Genomic DNA, 17,288 nt, shown 5'->3' with positions numbered 1-17,288 from the left:
GACATGAAAATTTAAGCGACAAATTTAATAAAATGAATATATAATCACTCTACTTTAATGGTAAAATCCAATCGCTATGTTTAAAAACATCCCACTCTACATTTGCAATATCAATAGCCGGATTTATAAAGGTTTTATAGGGTTTTCCGTTAATGCTTACTTTACTATCTATATACACCGCTACATCTACACCATCGGCCTTAAATTTTTGCTTTAAGTGTTTAGCAAACTGCCACATAACATCTGGTTTTGTGCTTGCCGTTCTTATTTGTTTTTTAGATAAACAACTACTTAAATTTACCACGTGTCGTTGCCCTGTTTCCTTATTTTCAATCCAATATTTTGTAATTCCGCTTTTAGACCTCAACATCATACGCCATGATAATCGGTGGCCTTCTTCTGTCCAGAGTACATTGTCCTCTATAAAATGATGTCTTAACGGCAACCCAATTTGAATAATAAAATAGACTATAAACGCTATTAAAACAGGTGTTTTTAACTTCGGCATTATTACAGCTTCGGCATTATAAAAAGGTTTGTTTTTAAGAAATAGTTTTTGAATTTTTCTAGATGAAAAAAAGAATAATGAAAATGAAAGTGATAAATATGGAAAAATACCTATTTGAAAAATTATGGAATTAAACAGATGAAAGAAAATAGAAATTACAAAAGCATATTTTCGTGTTGGTTTAAATAATAATAATGGAATAATTAACCCATCGAACAAAATACCGCCGTAAGCCAAAATATAGTGTAACCATTTTTGCTGAAGAAACTCGCCTACTAGCCAATAGTTTTTTTTACCTTTCATTAATACCTCAATAAATGTAGTATCTAACCAATCTGGGTAAAATTTTGCTATTGATGCATAGCTATACACAATAAAAAGCTGCAGTATTATTACCCAACGGCACCATTGTGGCATGGAAAAACGCTTTATTTTAGGGTTTAATTTAGCATCTACCGAAGCATATGTATTAGCTGGTAAAAACACCATGATACTGCTTAATAACATTAATAAATAATAATGATTGTTATAGGACGATTTTTGCATTAAATACGTTGCCGACCACATTAAGGTAAAAGCGAGTATACTAAACCGGTATTTATAACCAACCATAACAAGCAAGCCAAACATTCCCATAACGGCATAGTAATAATACATGCCATTACCAGGTAATGGTTGTAAAAACTCGAAACCTATAAAGTTGAATGTAAAACTAGGGTCTACTAAAGTGCGTTTTATCCATCCTGTAAAGATGGCACCCACAGATTCTAAAAAACAAAGCAGGCCAAAAATAATCCTGAATACTATTAAAGCAGAATTATCTATATGTTTAAATAGCCAATTATTCAGCATTATTATTTGTAAAGTATGCTTGCGCGGTAATTTTATCGTTTGCTAATTGGTGTTTTAGGGCTTCAACCGAGTCGAATTTTTGTTCATCACGAATTCTTTGCAGCAAATTTATTTTGATAGTTTGGTTGTAAATATCGGCTTCAAAATCAAAAAAGTGGACTTCAATAGTTTGTGTAACACCGCTTACAGTTGGGTTCATGCCAATATTCATCATACCATAAACCTCAATATCATTAATAGTAGAGCTCACAATATAAGACCCTTGTTTAGGTATAAGTTTATAATCTTCTTCAATATGAATGTTAGCCGTTGGGAATCCTAATTGTTTACCCAATCCTTTCCCTTTTATTACAGTTCCGGTAAGCATAAACGGATAACCTAAATAGCTATTGGCACGTTCTACATCGCCATCCATCAGTGCGGTTCGTATTTTGGTAGAACTCACAGCTACATCGTCGATATCTTGTGCCGAAATTTCTTCGACGGCAAAACCATAACTTTCACCAAAGGCTCTTAAATTATTAATATCGGCATTTCTGTTTCTACCAAATCTATGATCGTAACCAATTATAACTTTTTTGGCATTTAATTTTTCTACTAAAATTTGTTTTACAAAATCTTCGGCAGAGAGTCTTGAAAACTCGTGGGTAAAGGTTTTAATAACTAAAAAATCTAGACCCGAATCTTCTAAAATATCGTGGCGTTCGTCAATGGTATTAATCAATTTAATATAGGAGTCTTTTTGCAAAACCATGCGCGGATGCGGAAAAAAGGTGAGTATTACAGATTGTAAGCCTTCTGCCTCTCCAGTTTTTATTAAACGTTTTATTATTTTTTGATGGCCAATATGCACACCATCAAAGGTACCAATAGTAACAACCGTTGATTTATCTGGTAAGGAATTTAAATTACGCCTTGTTTTCAAGCTTTTTCTTTTCTACAAAACTAGTTATAATGGCATTCAAATCAAATTTATAAACAGCTATTGTAAACTAAAGGTGTAATTTATTTCATTTATAATTTGAGGAACTTCTGGGATAGTAAATTCGAAATGAAGCTTATAACTGTTTTTATCAATTGTAGTTACGCTTAACTTCCCTTCGTTAATTTTATAATATCCGGTTTGTCCTTTGCAATAACACCAACGGGCAAAAAAAAGCTTTTTAAATTTTAAATTTGTGGTTTCAAAATCAAGCTTATTTTTATTGAGTTCTATAAACACTTCTTCGCGGTATTCACTGTCTTGATGTTTGCCACTACTATTTTTTTTGTATTCGAATTTTACTACAAAATTATCACTGTCTGTCATTTCCAGATACACACTACCCAGATTATCCGTTTTAACATTAAGTGCTTTATTTTCAATAATTTGATAAGCACAAACACCGTTTTCAGGACATACAGTTTGCTCTAAATGGCTTACTACAGCTGAATTAAGACTACTTTTAGCTTTACACGATACCAAGCTAAATAATACACAAAACACATATAAATAATTCATAAACAAATATATGTTATTTTAAAATGAGAGTTAAATTTTTGCAAATGATACTTTTACAGCCTATTTTTAGCATCCCGTAAAAAATCTAATTTAAACTATTATGAAACATTTTTACCTTAAAAATTGTTTTTACCTACTACTTTTCATCTTTTTAACGACTTCTGTTTTTGCACAAAACACAAGTACTATTTGGTCTCAGGTTTCGGCTAAAGAAGCTTTAGCAGGAAAAAAAATAAACAGAAAAACCGAACCTAGAAAATCGGTTATTTATACATTAGATATAAACCAACTTAAAACTAAGTTAAGTCTGGTTTCAAAAAAAAACTCGGGTAAAATTACTGAAAATCAAATAATTGAATTTCCAAATAGTGAAGGTGGATTTGATAAATACAGCATTAAGGAGTCTTCTATTTTAGAACCAGCGTTTCAAGAAAAACATCCAGAAATTAGAACTTATGTGGGTAAAAATATTAAAAACCCAGCATCTACAATAAACTTTAGTGTTACACCACAAGGTTTGCATGCCATGGCACTATCTACAGGTAAAGGCACTCAATTTCTAGACCCATACACTAAAAACAACACCTATATAGCTTATAGCAAAGGTGATTTACCAGCTTTAAAACAAGGTTTTGAGTGTTATGTTCCAGATGATTTTACGCTAGCAAAGGACACGAACCATAGTGCAAAATTACTTAATGCTAACGATAGTAAATTAAGAACTTTTAGGTTAGCCCTAGCTTGTACTGTAGAGTACTCTGAATACCATTGGACAGCCGCAGGATTAAATGCTGCCGATTCTGAAGCGGATAAAAAAAATGCTGTTTTACAAGCTATGGTTACCACTATGACTCGTGTTAACGGACTTTTTCAAAAGGATTTAGCCTTAAAAATGGTTATGGTAGATAATACAGATCTTATTTTTATTGACTCGGATAACTTTACTAATGACGATGCCGACCTTTTAATAGATGAAAGTCAGGTTGAAATAGATAATGCTATTCTAACTGCTAATTACGATATAGGCCATACATTTAGCACTGGCGGTGGTGGTTTAGCCTCTTTAAATTCACCATGTGTTACCGCTAGCAAAGCAATGGGTATTACAGGATCGGCGCTACCAGTTGGCGATGCCTACGATATAGATTTTGTAGCGCATGAAATGGGACATCAATTTGGAGCACCACACACATTTAATGGTAGTACTAGCAATTGTGCTGGTAACCGAGAAGCTAGTAATGCCTACGAACCTGGAAGCGGTAGCACAATAATGGCTTATGCGGGCTTATGTTCGCCGCAAAATATACAATCGCAGAGCGATGTTTATTTTCATCAAAAAAGCATCCAAATGATTTGGGATAATATAACCACTGGTGTTAGTACTTGTGGTACTGAAACCACACTAACAAACAGCGCACCGACGGCAAATGCCGGGGCAAATTATACCATTCCTATTTCTACACCTTATAAATTAATAGGATCCTCAACAGATGCCGATGGTATAGCATCGCATACCTACACCTGGGAACAATACGATTTAGGAGCTGCAGGTTTGCCTCAAGAAACTAATACTACCGGTCCTTTAGTACGCTCTTTTGAAGGAACAACTAATACAACGCGATACATACCTAATTTACAGGATTTAAAAACTAGTGCCGGATCTACAACCTGGGAGAAATTAGCCGCTGTTGATAGAGCTATAAACTTTCAGTTAACCGTAAGAGATAATATTGAAGATGGCGGACAAACGGCAACCGATGGCATGACCGTTACCACCACCTCAAACGCTGGACCTTTTTTAGTGACCTCGCAAAACACAACTGGTATTAGTTGGTCTCCAGGCACAACCGAAACGATAACGTGGGATGTAGCCGGAACCACAGGAAATGGTGTTAATACAGCTAATGTAAACATACTACTATCTACCGATGGTGGCTTAAATTATGATACGGTTTTAGCCAATAACGTTCCTAACAATGGATCTTATGATATTACTGTTCCTAATGAATTGTCGGCTTTTTGTAGAGTAATGGTTGAGGCTGAGGGCAATATATTTTTCGCTATAAACACCGAAGATTTTGCTATTGGTTATAGCATTGTAGAAACATGTACAACATACAACTCTACAGATCCTAATTTACCACTAACTATAACAGATAATGGAAGTGACTTTACCGAAGTATCATTTGTAAATGTGCCCGCCACGGGAACTGTATCGCAAATTAAACTTAGCGTAAACATATCGCATAACTGGCCTGGTGATATTTTATTAGGTTTGCAAAGCCCGGAATTGAACTTAATAACCGTTTTAGAATCTTATACTCCTTGCCAAGATGAAGACACTAACCTAGTTGTTACATTTGCCGATAACGGATCTGAATTTGATTGTAACTCTACAGGTGATGGCTTAACTATGAAATCCCCATCGGTTTCGCTCAGCTCATGGAATGGTGAGTTAGCTAATGGAAATTGGTTGTTAGCAGTTGGCGATTCCGGAGCTGCGGACGTAGGAATATTAAACAGTTGGTCTATTGAAGTTTGCACCTTAGAATTAATGCCGCTGCATACCAAAAGCTTTACGTTTAACGACTTAATGGTTTACCCAAATCCAAACAAAGGTGAGTTTACCATTAAGCTAAATAGTGCCGAATCCAATAGTATTAAAGTAAATCTTGTAGATTTAAGAGGACGCGTTATTTATAACAACACATACGCAAGTGGCAGCAACTTTGAAGAAACTTTAAAATTAAACAACGTACAAGCCGGTATGTATATTTTAAATATTACCGATGGTATTAAACAAGCAACCAAAAAAATAATTATTGAGTAATACAGGCGCTTTAGGCCAACCTAAAAGGTGTTATTAAATAAAAAAGGAAGATTTAAAAAACCTTCCTTTTTTATTTACCATTAAACGTATTCATGGTATTATTTATGCCCGCTAAACCAAACGATTTTATTATTTCTGATGCTTTATCTAGGCGCTCTTTAAGTTTTGCTGTTTCTTCGGGTGTCCATTCTCCTAACACATAATCTACTTGCCTGCCTTTACTAAAGGCGTCGCTTATACCAAACCTAAAACGGTTATACTTATTAGTGTTTAAGGTGTTTTGTGTATCCTTTAAACCATTATGACCGCCATCGCTACCTTTAGTTTTTACACGTATGCTTCCAAAGGGCAGGTTTAAATCGTCTGTTATTACAAGTAGGTTTTCTAAAGGTATTTTTTCTTTTGTTAACCAATACTGGATGGCCTTTCCGCTTAAATTCATGTAAGTACTTGGTTTTAAAAGCAAAAAGGTTCTACCTTTTAATTTATACGTGGTAACATCGCCTAATTTTTGGGTTTCGAAGCTTAGGTTTTCTTGATTTGCAAAATGATCGAGCACTTTAAACCCGATATTGTGCCGTGTGTTTTCGTACTTCTCGCCAATGTTGCCTAAACCAACGATTAAAAATTTTTTCATAGGATTTTGTTCTTCTATATAATTTATCTTTTTAAATATATTTAAGAAAGATTGCCACATATTTTTAAAAGCTAAAATACATTAAACATGCCAAAAATAAGGGTTTTTTTAAAATTGAGTGCTATGTAATTAGTGTGCTTTAATGTTTTTTAGAAACCTCTTTTAATTCGAAAACCTTACAGGTAAAAGCAAACTAAATATTTGTTGGTATAATTTTGATAACCTACACGCGACGATTATAAGGAAGGGGTTTTAACACTCCTTTTCTTCCAAAAAAAAATTATCTTTACAAGATAACGCTAATACAAAAATTGCTATATCAAATTTATTTACGGGATATGAGTGATATAAGAGCGTATATTACTAGTTGTAACACATTTGAAAATGAGAATACGATATAAAAAAAGACATCTGAATATTAATTTAATTGTAGGAATTATATGGTTAGCTTGGTTCTTTATTTCTGATTTTACGAAAGAAAAAATGAATTGGACTGATTATGGTTGGCTTGTGATTTCACTAGCGTATCTTTCAATCTATTTTTATCAGAAACAAAATAAATACTTGACTATTGAAAACGGAATTATTAAAGTGAATAGTCCGTTCGGAAAAAAACTAAATTTAACTGAAATAAAACGGATTAAAAAGTTTGCGGGAGATTACATCTTAAAAACTGACGAAAAAGAATTAACCATCAATACACAAATAATTGACCCGAAATCACTCACTGAATTGAATACGAAATTGGAAAAACTGAACGTAGAATGGAATTAAAAAAACGTTTTAACACACCTATAAAACAAATAAACGTATTAAACACTTAGCCAAACTATTAAAGTTAAAAATTTTAGAGATAAGTATTAAGTGCTTCCTGAGCATAAACACAGCAGGTATACCCGCGCTAGGGATAGTAATGGAAAGCCCACAGCCCGACGCAGGAGGTGCGAGGACTTGTATTGGATAGCCCGACCGCTTACCCTGAGCATAAACGAAGGGTACGGTAGCGCCCTAATTAAAATGTTGTAAAAACAAAAAAGCATCCCAAAATATTGGAATGCTTTTATATTAATGTGCTATACTTGTTTATTCTTGTACTGCAGCTGTATCATCAGTTTCTGTAGCTGGTACATCTCCTGCTTCTACTTCTTCTTCATCATCGTCTGCTACTGCTGTTCTAGATGTTCTTACTTGACATACTACTGTATTGTCTGAGTGCAGGAATGTGTAATCTCCACTTGGTAAATCGCCTACTGCAACTTTATCTCCAATTTTAAGAGGCGTAATGTCGATCTCTATAAAATCTGGTAAGTTTGCTGGTAAAGCTTTAATACGTAATTTACGGTTGTTTTTTCTTAATACACCACCGTTTTTAACACCTCTAGAGTTACCTACAAGTTGTACTGGTATATCTAAAGCTATTTCTTTATCATCAAACAACTGATAGAAATCTATGTGTAAGATTCTGTCTGTTAATGGATGAAATTGAATGTCTTGAAGTACTGCATTTAATACCTCGCCACCTTCTAAATTAATCACAACTGTATGCGCATTTGGCGTGTATACAAGTTTAGAGAAAGCTAGTTCTGGTGCAGAAAAATGCACTGGCTTGTCTCCTCCGTATAATACGCAAGGAACCTGACCAGCATTACGTAAGGCTTTTGTTGCTTTTTTGCCCACGCTTTCTCTTTGAGATCCGTTGATTGTAATTGATTTCATTTTATTTATTTATAATTATTAATTAATACTCTTTTTTGATGCGCTTAAGCTTTTTACTTAGCGTCTTTTTACATTACAAATTTTGAACTTATAGATTGGTTGTTATGTACTTTATCCATAACCTGCGCAAATAAATCTGCACAGCTTAATACCTTTACTTTATCGCTTAAAGGCTTTACAGGAATAGAGTCTGTTACTATAAGTTCTTCTAATTTTGAGTTGTTTATATTATCGTAAGCTTTACCAGATAAAATAGGGTGTGTACAAATGGCTCTTACGCTAAGTGCACCACGCTCCATCATTAAATCGGCTGCTTTTGTTAGTGTTCCGGCTGTATCAACCATATCGTCTACTAACACTACATTTTTACCTTCTACATTACCAATAAGCTCCATATGCGAAATGATATTGGCTTTTGCTCGTTGTTTATAACATATTACAACATCGCTTTTTAAGGCTTTAGAATAGGCATAGGCTCTTTTTGAACCTCCCATATCTGGTGATGCAATAGTTAAATTATCTAGGTTTAGGCTTTTTAAATATGGTAAAAAGATGGTTGATGCAAATAAATGATCTACTGGTTTTTCGAAAAACCCTTGGATTTGATCTGCATGTAAATCCATAGTAATAATACGTGTTGCTCCTGCGGCTTCTAGCATTTTTGCCACTAATTTTGCTGCAATTGGCACACGAGGTTTATCTTTTCTGTCTTGTCTTGCCCAACCAAAATACGGTAATACCGCTGTTATGTGTCTTGCCGATGCTCGTTTTGCTGCATCTATCATTAACAACATTTCCATTAAGTTTTCTGGTCCTGGATTGGTAGATCCTATAATGAAAATACGAGTTCCTCTAATAGATTCTTCGTAAGAAGGTTGAAACTCGCCATCGCTATAGGTAGATGTAATAACCTTACCCAGTTCTGCACCAAATGCTTTGGCTATTTTTTCGCCTAAAACTTTACTTTGTGTACATGCAAAAATTTTGGCTTCTGTAATTACAATTGGCATAGTTAACGTGTTGTTATTTAGTGCGCAAACACTAGCTATTTTTTAACGAGGTGCAAATTTATGCATTTATTTTTATCTAAAATGTATAATGCGTAGTATTTTTGCGCATAATATCGAAAAAAACTATATTTTTGCGATCCTATTACTGCTCAAGTGGTGGAATTGGTAGACACGTCGGATTCAAAATCCGATTCTTCGGAGTGCGGGTTCGATTCCCGCCTTGAGTACAAAAGGCTATGACATTACTGTTGTAGCCTTTTTTTCTAGTAATTTATTAGCTACTAAACTAATGTTACAAAAAAATAACAACTAAAAAACAGGATTAATACTCGAAAATTATAAGGTTTGCCTAAGATTACATTTAAAACTTCTTAAATTGTATTCATGCAATAAAATATAACTTCGGTTTTTGAGCACCAATTTTTATGAAAATTATTTTAAAAATAGCTTTTACTTTTTTCATTGTTTTACTAGTGAACGCTAAGTTAATTGGACAAGAATTACCACCCATTCAAAAATTTTCACCTGTAGATTACAGTGCCGATAGCCAAAACTGGATGGTTTCTCAAGGCGCCAACAATTTTATATATGCCGCAAATAATAAAGGACTACTTGAGTACAACGGAAACAATTGGACGGTATACCCATCGCCTAACAATACCATAGTTAGATCGGTAAACGCTATTAAGGAAAGGGTTTATACGGGTTGCTATTCAGACTTTGGGTTTTGGCAAAAAAATAACTTTGGCGTTTTAGAATACACATCATTAGTATCAAAACTGGATAGTAATGTATTGATTGATGAGCAAATTTGGGATATTATTGAATACAAGGAATGGGTAACTTTTCAAGGGAGAAAACACATCTATTTTTATAACACGACTACAGAAGAATTTAAAATAATAACCTCGAAAAATTTAATTTATAAAATATTTAAAGTTGATAACCGCATCTATTATCACGTAGATAACGAAGGCCTATATACCATTGAAGACGGCAAACCAAAACTATTAGTTAATGATGCTATTACGTTAAACGATAGAGTTATTAATGTTTTTGAAAACAATAAAAACCTATTTCTTTTAACCAGAAAATCTGGTTTTTATAAAATTGAAGGTCATACATTAATTTCATGGCGCATTCCGTCCTTAAATACTCTAAAAAATTTAAGTGTGTTTAGCGCTATACAATTAAGTGATAAGAGTTATATGCTTGGGACTATATCTAAAGGCATTTTACACATAACCAAAGATGGCCAAATAGATTATATAATAAATCAAAAAAAAGGGCTTAGTAACAATACGGTATTATCTTTATTTGAAGATAGTAACCATAATGTTTGGGCTGGCTTAGACAATGGTTTAGATTGCATAAATGTAACCTCGCCAATTAAAACGTTTATTGATTATGATGGTGTTTTAGGAACCGTTTATGCCTCCAAAGTATTTAAAGACTATTTGTATTTAGGAACAAACCAGGGATTGTTTTATAGAAAATTAGGCGCTGTAAATGATGGTTTTAAATTTATAAAAGGTACTGCTGGTCAGGTTTGGAGTTTATATAATTACAATGACGACCATTTACTTTGTGGGCACCATCTGGGTGGATTTTTAGTAAATAAAGACAAGGTTGAAAAAATAAGCGATTATTTAGGAGTCTGGAATTTTAAAAACGTGCCTAACCAAGATAACTTACTACTACAAGGTAATTATGATGGTATTTATGTCTTAGAAAAGACCAACAACAATTGGACACTAAGAAATAAAATAAAGGGCTTTAATAATTCTTCTAGATATTTTGAATTTACCAACTCTAATCAAATATGGGTAAATCATGAATACAAAGGTGTCTATAAACTTACATTAAACAACAGCTTAACCCAAGTTATAAAAGTTACTAAAGAACAAGGTTTACCCAAAGGCAAAAACTCTAGTTTAATAACATACAGAGATCAAATGCTATACATGTCCAATAGTGGTGTTTTTAAACTTAATGATAGCTTGCAAACATTTAAAAAAGACTCTACATTAAGTAAATTAGCCTTATCAAACCATTACATTTCTGGCAAAATGGTAGTTGATTTAAACAAAAGGCTATGGTTATTTTCAAAGGAAAACTTAAGCTTTATAAACAATGATAACCTTACTAATAACATTACAATAACAAATTTACCTTTACCTTCTAAATTTAGAAGAGGCGCTCTAGGATTTGAAAATATTGAAAACATTACACATAACACTTATATTTTAGGAACCGCCAATGGTTATTTAAAACTTAACCTCGATAACGTAACATATAGCGACCACTATGCTGTTCATTTAAACTCTGTTTTAAACACCGATATAAACCAAGATTTAACAACAAAAATATCGCTTCAAGATTCAGGAGATTTTAATTATAAATACGGCATATTAACATTCAATTATTCGGTTCCAGAATATGAAAAGTATGTAGATGTGGAGTACCAATTTAAATTAAATGGAAATATTAATAAATGGAGCGAATGGTCCAATAAAGCAGAAATAAGTTTCGAAAACCTCTCGCATGGCGATTACCATTTTCAAGTAAGAGCAAAAGTGGGCAACAAACTGTCTAGTAATATTGCCTCTTATAAATTTACTATTAACAAACCCTGGTACATATCTAATTTAGCTTGGTGCATATACCTTTTATTACTTATAACCATTGCTATTTTAACACATAGTATTTACAAAAACTATTATAATAAAATGCTTAAAAACAAAGAGTTAAAAAACAAGCAAATTATTATGCAAATGAAAAATGAAAAATTAAATCAAGATATTGAGAATAAAAACAGAGAGCTTGCAATATCTACCATGAGTATTATTAAAAAGAATAGGGTATTAAACAAAATAAAAAAAGAATTAAAGAAAAGTAAAGACGCTAATAATGCCGAAGCCATAAAACTGGTAGAAAGCAATTTAAACGACTCCAAAGATTGGTCCTTTTTTGAGCAGGCATTTAACAATGCAGATAAAGACTTTTTAGAAAAAATTAAACAAGTACACCCAGATTTAACACCAAACGATTTACGTTTTTGTGCCTACTTACGTCTTAATTTATCTTCAAAAGAAATGGCTCCTTTATTAAATATCTCTGTAAAAAGTGTTGAGACTAAACGTTACCGATTAAGAAAAAAACTGGGTTTAGAGCACGACAATGGCCTTGTTAACTATATCTTAAAGTTCTAGTAACACTACAAAAACTCTTTTTACCACGACATTACCACTACAAGCACACAAAACCCTTTGTTTTAAAGGGTTTAAACCAAATTTTATGGTTTTTTTACCATTATAGTATTTACAGGCTTTTTGGCTCATTATTTTACAATTAATACACTTTATAATTACAATGTTCGTTTTTTATCGGCTTAAAAATTATTGAATTATTGGCCTCTACAGATAACTTTAACAAACAGTTAATTTTGAATATCTTCTTAAAATTCTATCAAACTATAATTTTGACACTAAACTAAAACAACCATTGTATGAAATTTAAAATTTGTTATCAAAAAATTAAAGTACTGTTCTGTATATTATGTTTTTCTGTTTCTACAGGAATCATTGCACAAACAGAACAAACAATAACAGGTACTGTGCTATCGGCAGCAGATAACATGCCTTTACCAGGAGCAACTGTACTTATTAAAGGAACTAGTAATGGCTTATCCACAGATTTTGATGGAAACTTTTCATTAAGCTTAAACAATAACGCAACTCTATTGGTTGTTTCTTATGTGGGTTATAAAACAAAGGAAACTCCAATAACCTCCAATCAAATAACTATTCTGTTAGAACAAGATGAAAACATCCTAGACGAAGTTGTAGTGGTAGGTTACGGTACTCAAAAGAAAAGCGATATTGTAAATGCGGTTGCTATAACCGATTTATCAAAAGCAACACTATCACCAACATCCGATGTTAATGAAATGTTGAGGGGTAGAATTGCCGGTCTTCAAGTAAATGTTGGAGGTGGTACATTAAGACCAGGTGGAACATCAGACATTATTTTTAGAGGACAAGGTTCTATTGAAGGTAATTTAAGTGCTATTTATGTGGTTGATGGTATAATAAGAGACGATGGTATAGAGGATATAGATCCAGACGATATTGAATCTATAGAATTCCTTAAAGACGCATCGGCACAAGCTATTTACGGGTCTAGAGGTGCTAACGGTGTGGTATTAATAACTACTAAACGTGGTAAAGCAGGCAAAGTAAGTGTAAGTTACCATGGTTTTGTTACTACAAAAACTATAGAACGTAATTTTGATGTTTACAGCGGAGAAGAGTTTACACAATTAAGACGAGAAGCTGTAAGAACTAACAGAGACGATGATACTTACCCTAATGATGAAGATATTTTTTCTGAAATAGAATTAGAAAACATAGCCAATGGCAATTTTGTTGATTGGGAAGATGAATTAATGCGTAACGGTTTGGTTAATAGTCAAGCCATAAGTGTTAGTGGCGGTACAGAATTAACAAAGGTTTTTGGTAGTATTAACTACTTTAAAGAAGATGGTTTAATACCTACTTCTAGTTATACACGAAAAACGTTACGCTTAAATGTAGATCAGAAAATAAACGACAAATTTTCTGTTAATTTCGATTTAAACCTTTTAAACGATAATACAGACAGAGCTGCAAACGTAAACGTTATTACAACCTCTCCTTTAGGTAGCGCCTATAACCCCGATGGTAGTATAGCACGTTTTCCAAGTGGCGAAGAATTATCGGCAGTAAACCCATTATGGAACTTACGTGAGCAAAACAACGAAGAAACAGGGAACGACTTTGTAATAAACATTACTCCAATCTGGAAAATTACAAACAACTTAACCTACCAATTAAAAGCAAACATGACTAGACGTACTTCTGAGAGAGGACAGTACCAGTCGTCTTTAAGTTCTGCCGGAGACGATGTAGGTGGCATTGCACGAATAGATAGCAGGTTAAGAGAATCATTCTTAGTAGAAAACATTTTAACCTATGATAAAGAAATAAATGAAAATAATAAGCTTAATGTTACACTCGTTCAATCTGCACAAGAAGATGATGTAAGAAGAACTTTTACCGAAGGTCAAGGATTTACAAACGAAGACAACGGGTATAATGGTATTGCAAGTGCCATTGGCAACCTTAGTGTAGAACGCGATTCCGATAAAATTAACTATCTATCCTATATGGTCAGAGCACGTTATACCTTAATGGATAAATATTTATTTACGGGTACCATAAGAGCAGATGGCACATCGTTAAACGGGGTAGGTAAAGAATGGAGCTATAACCCTGCAGGTTCTTTTGCATGGAAAATGCATAATGAAAGCTTTTTAGAAAATGTAGATGCTATTCAAGAATTAAAACTAAGATTAAGTTACGGTTCTTTAGTAAACGATTTAGGAATTCCTTATACATCACTTTTTACTGCCGATCCAGAACCTTATATTTTTGATAGCGAATCGGCATCCGGTTTTTCACCTTCAACAATTTTACCAAATCCAGATTTAAAGTTCGAAAGAATTACAACAGCAAATATTGGTTTAGATTTCTCTCTCTTTAAAAGAGGTTTAACTGGTAATATTAACTGGTACGATGCCAGAACAAAAAACCTTTTATTAAGAAGGGCCGTACCTTCTACAACAGGATACACCTTTACATACTTTAATGCAGGCGAATTACAAAACACAGGTATCGAGCTAGGTTTAACTGCAAATATTATTAATAACGATAAGTTTAAATGGTCGGTTTCTACAAACTGGTCTAACAATAAAAATAAACTTATTGAACTTTACACCGATGGTAATGGCGATAACATAACCCGAGACGACACATACAATTATTATGTTGGACAACCTGTAGGTGTTATTTACCAATACGCATTTGATGGTATTTGGCAAGAAGGCGACGATTTTGAAAACGCCGCTCAAGCCAACCCAGAGTCTTCTCTAACTCAAGATAATTTAAGCCCTGGAGATATTAAAATTAAAGATGTTAACGGTGTAGATGAAGAAGGTAATATAACCTCTGGTCCCGACGGCAAAATAACTCCAGAAGACAGAGTTTTTATAGACCAAAACCCAGATTGGTTTGGCTCATTCTCAACAACGTTCGAATATAAAGGTTTCGATTTATTAGTCGATTTCTATGTTGTAGAAGGTGCCACAAAAGTAAACCCATTTTTATCCGATTTTAATAACGGAGGAACAATATCTGGTAAACTAAATGGTGTTAAAGTAGATTATTACACACCAGAGAATCCCTCTAATTCATACCCAAGAGCAAATTTCGATTCTACACCATTATACTTAAACTCTTTAGCGATTAAAGATGCATCTTACGTAAGATTAAGAACCTTAAGTTTAGGGTATACCTTACCAGAAAAAGCATCAAGTAAGTTAGATTTAGACATGATAAGGTTTTATGTAACAGGAACTAACTTATTTACAAATACAGATTACATAGGCTACAGCCCAGAAGTAAACATAAGACCAACATTTTCTAGTGCAGATACTGGGTATCCAGATGCCACAAGTTTCACCTTTGGTGTAAGAGTTAAATTTTAAAAAAAGAAATGATGAATACAGAAAATTTTTATAAAAAATTAAAAGGATCAGGTTTGCTACTTATACTATTAATTTTTGCAGTTTCCTGCGAAGATTTCTTAGAGGAAAACCCAAGCACATCCATTGATGCAGACTATATTTATACTACAGAAGAAGGTTTAAAATCTGGCGTTGTAAGTTTATATAAATTTGAAAGAGACCGTTACCAAAGAAGCACAGAAGATTTTATGGGCGCTGTACTTATGTCGTCTAGAAGCGACTTGGCGTTTAGCAGAACGGGGTATACCGGATTAATGGGCAGATACGAAAGAGGTGTTTCGCCAGTAGATCAAGGCGCCAATTTTGTTTCTTCACTATTTTGGAAACACTTTTATAACATGACTAATAAAGCTACAGCCATTATTAATGCAGCCGAAGTTGCTAATGGAATTGATGAAGATGTAAAAAACCAAGTACTTGCCGAAGCTAAATTTTTTAGAGCGCACTCTTATTTTTATTTATATAGAATGTTTAACAACATTTATGTTAACACAGAAACAGTTACTGTGGAAAATGCATTTAATGTTGTAAACGACAAATCTTCTGAAGAAAACATATTTGCCCTTATTAATAGCGACTTAGATTTTGCAGTAGAACATTTAGAGTGGACAGATACCTTTGGACGTGTTACTAAAGGAACCGCTAAACATGTAAAAGCCAAGGTTGCCATGTGGCAAGGCGATTGGGTAGAAGCTAAAAATCAAGCTTTAGATGTTATTGAAGGTCCAGACTCACCACACAGCTTAGTATCTAGCACAGCGGGGGTTTTTGCTGGCAACAGAAACAACTCGGAGTCTTTATTCGTAATTCAAGCTGAAGACGATTTGTTAGGCGGTGGCAATACTACAATGATGAATGCTAATTATGTAACTCAATATTTTCAAATTTCGGGTATTGAAGCAAATATAGAACAAGGCGGAAGAGGGTTCTCTCGTATTTTACCTAATCTATATTTATTAAATCTTTTAGCCGAAGACCCTAATGACACTAGAGATGATGATACTTACTTCAGACTTAAATATTATTATACTTCTGGAGACAGAATTGGCGAAGAACTAGATGACTATGCGCCTATAACAGATCTAGATAACCCTAGCACTGATTACGCAAGGTATTACCAAAGAATGCATCCATCATGCATAAAATTTGCCCAAGAAGACGATAATCCAGACTCTTACCTAAACAGAAGTAATATTACAGTTTATAGGTTAGCAGAAACCTACTTAATTGCAGCCGAAGCTATTATGAGATCTACAGGAGATCCTTTACCTTACATTAACGCAGTAAGAACGCGAGCTGGTGCGCAACCAGTAACATCTGTAAACCAACAAACTATTTTAGATGAACGCGCTAGAGAATTAGCCTTTGAAGGGCAGCGTTGGTTTACCTTAAAACGTATGGGGCAAGAGGTTATAGACTTTCAAATAACAAATTATGCAGGCGATGGAGAATACTTTCCTGCTAATTTAGGCTCTAAAGATCCAAGAACAAATTGGCAACCACACTATATTAATTGGCCAATTGCTCAAATAGATTTAGATTTATTAGGTCCTAATTACCCTCAAAATGATGGCTATTAAACCTTAATAACACCTTATTTAAAAACACC

11 protein-coding genes and 1 tRNA gene are annotated in these 17,288 nt (G+C 33.6%); 6 read left to right on the top strand and 6 right to left on the bottom strand.

Annotation, left to right across the window (positions count from 1 at the left end; genetic code table 11):
* Nucleotides 1-49 precede the first annotated feature (49 nt).
* Genes BMY96_RS04855 through BMY96_RS04845 form a run of 3 tightly spaced genes read right to left on the bottom strand, consistent with a single transcriptional unit; the run spans nt 50 to nt 2,861 of the window.
* A complete protein-coding gene (locus tag BMY96_RS04855; RefSeq protein WP_092849767.1) occupies nt 50-1,360 on the bottom strand; it encodes an HTTM domain-containing protein in 1,311 nt (436 codons plus the stop codon).
* On the bottom strand, nt 1,350-2,285 hold the full coding sequence (locus tag BMY96_RS04850; protein WP_092849765.1) for a bifunctional riboflavin kinase/FAD synthetase: 936 nt from the start codon (nt 2,283-2,285) through the stop codon (nt 1,350-1,352). Before BMY96_RS04850 ends, BMY96_RS04855 begins: the two co-directional genes overlap by 11 nt.
* A gap of 57 nt (nt 2,286-2,342) precedes the next feature.
* Nucleotides 2,343-2,861: a hypothetical protein gene (locus tag BMY96_RS04845; RefSeq protein ID WP_092849761.1), complete on the bottom strand. Its 519-nt coding sequence runs from the start codon at nt 2,859-2,861 to the stop codon at nt 2,343-2,345.
* A 100-nt stretch (nt 2,862-2,961) separates the two neighbouring features.
* On the opposite strand from BMY96_RS04845, the gene BMY96_RS04840 reads away from it, so the two are divergent.
* A complete protein-coding gene (locus BMY96_RS04840) occupies nt 2,962-5,691 on the top strand; it encodes a zinc-dependent metalloprotease (protein WP_092849758.1) in 2,730 nt (909 codons plus the stop codon).
* A 70-nt stretch (nt 5,692-5,761) separates the two neighbouring features.
* Here BMY96_RS04840 and pth read toward each other — a convergent pair whose 3' ends face one another.
* The gene (gene pth / locus BMY96_RS04835; protein WP_245750543.1) at nt 5,762-6,328 is read right to left on the bottom strand and encodes an aminoacyl-tRNA hydrolase; all 567 of its coding nucleotides are present in this window, start codon (nt 6,326-6,328) and stop codon (nt 5,762-5,764) included.
* 384 nt (nt 6,329-6,712) lie between these two features.
* Between pth and BMY96_RS04830 the strand changes: the two genes are divergently transcribed.
* Nucleotides 6,713-7,102 carry a hypothetical protein gene (locus tag BMY96_RS04830; RefSeq protein ID WP_092849753.1) on the top strand — a complete coding sequence of 130 codons (390 nt, stop codon included), beginning with the start codon at nt 6,713-6,715 and terminating at the stop codon, nt 7,100-7,102.
* Nucleotides 7,103-7,411: 309 nt separating this feature from the next.
* On the opposite strand, the gene BMY96_RS04825 is transcribed toward BMY96_RS04830, so the two are convergent.
* Nucleotides 7,412-8,044 (bottom strand): 50S ribosomal protein L25/general stress protein Ctc, encoded by a 633-nt coding sequence (locus BMY96_RS04825; protein WP_092849751.1) that lies wholly within the window; start codon nt 8,042-8,044, stop codon nt 7,412-7,414.
* 68 nt (nt 8,045-8,112) lie between these two features.
* The gene (locus BMY96_RS04820; RefSeq protein WP_092849750.1) at nt 8,113-9,054 is read right to left on the bottom strand and encodes a ribose-phosphate pyrophosphokinase; all 942 of its coding nucleotides are present in this window, start codon (nt 9,052-9,054) and stop codon (nt 8,113-8,115) included.
* Nucleotides 9,055-9,201: 147 nt separating this feature from the next.
* Here BMY96_RS04820 and BMY96_RS04815 point away from each other — a divergent pair.
* The 4 genes from BMY96_RS04815 to BMY96_RS04800 all read left to right on the top strand — a co-directional run bounded on the left by BMY96_RS04815 (nt 9,202) and on the right by BMY96_RS04800 (nt 17,259).
* A tRNA-Leu gene (locus BMY96_RS04815) sits at nt 9,202-9,281 on the top strand.
* A gap of 198 nt (nt 9,282-9,479) precedes the next feature.
* Nucleotides 9,480-12,266: a triple tyrosine motif-containing protein gene (locus BMY96_RS04810; protein WP_092849747.1), complete on the top strand. Its 2,787-nt coding sequence runs from the start codon at nt 9,480-9,482 to the stop codon at nt 12,264-12,266.
* A 296-nt stretch (nt 12,267-12,562) separates the two neighbouring features.
* Nucleotides 12,563-15,640: a SusC/RagA family TonB-linked outer membrane protein gene (locus BMY96_RS04805; protein WP_092849744.1), complete on the top strand. Its 3,078-nt coding sequence runs from the start codon at nt 12,563-12,565 to the stop codon at nt 15,638-15,640.
* 8 nt (nt 15,641-15,648) lie between these two features.
* Nucleotides 15,649-17,259 carry a RagB/SusD family nutrient uptake outer membrane protein gene (locus BMY96_RS04800; protein WP_092849742.1) on the top strand — a complete coding sequence of 537 codons (1,611 nt, stop codon included), beginning with the start codon at nt 15,649-15,651 and terminating at the stop codon, nt 17,257-17,259.
* The last annotated feature ends 29 nt before the right edge of the window (nt 17,260-17,288 follow it).

Origin of the sequence: Algibacter pectinivorans (genome assembly GCF_900112595.1) — a bacterium.
In the GTDB taxonomy this organism is placed as follows: domain Bacteria; phylum Bacteroidota; class Bacteroidia; order Flavobacteriales; family Flavobacteriaceae; genus Algibacter_B; species Algibacter_B pectinivorans.
The sequence above is the reverse complement of the archived record's forward strand: the minus strand, read 5'-3'. Positions and strand labels throughout refer to the sequence as shown.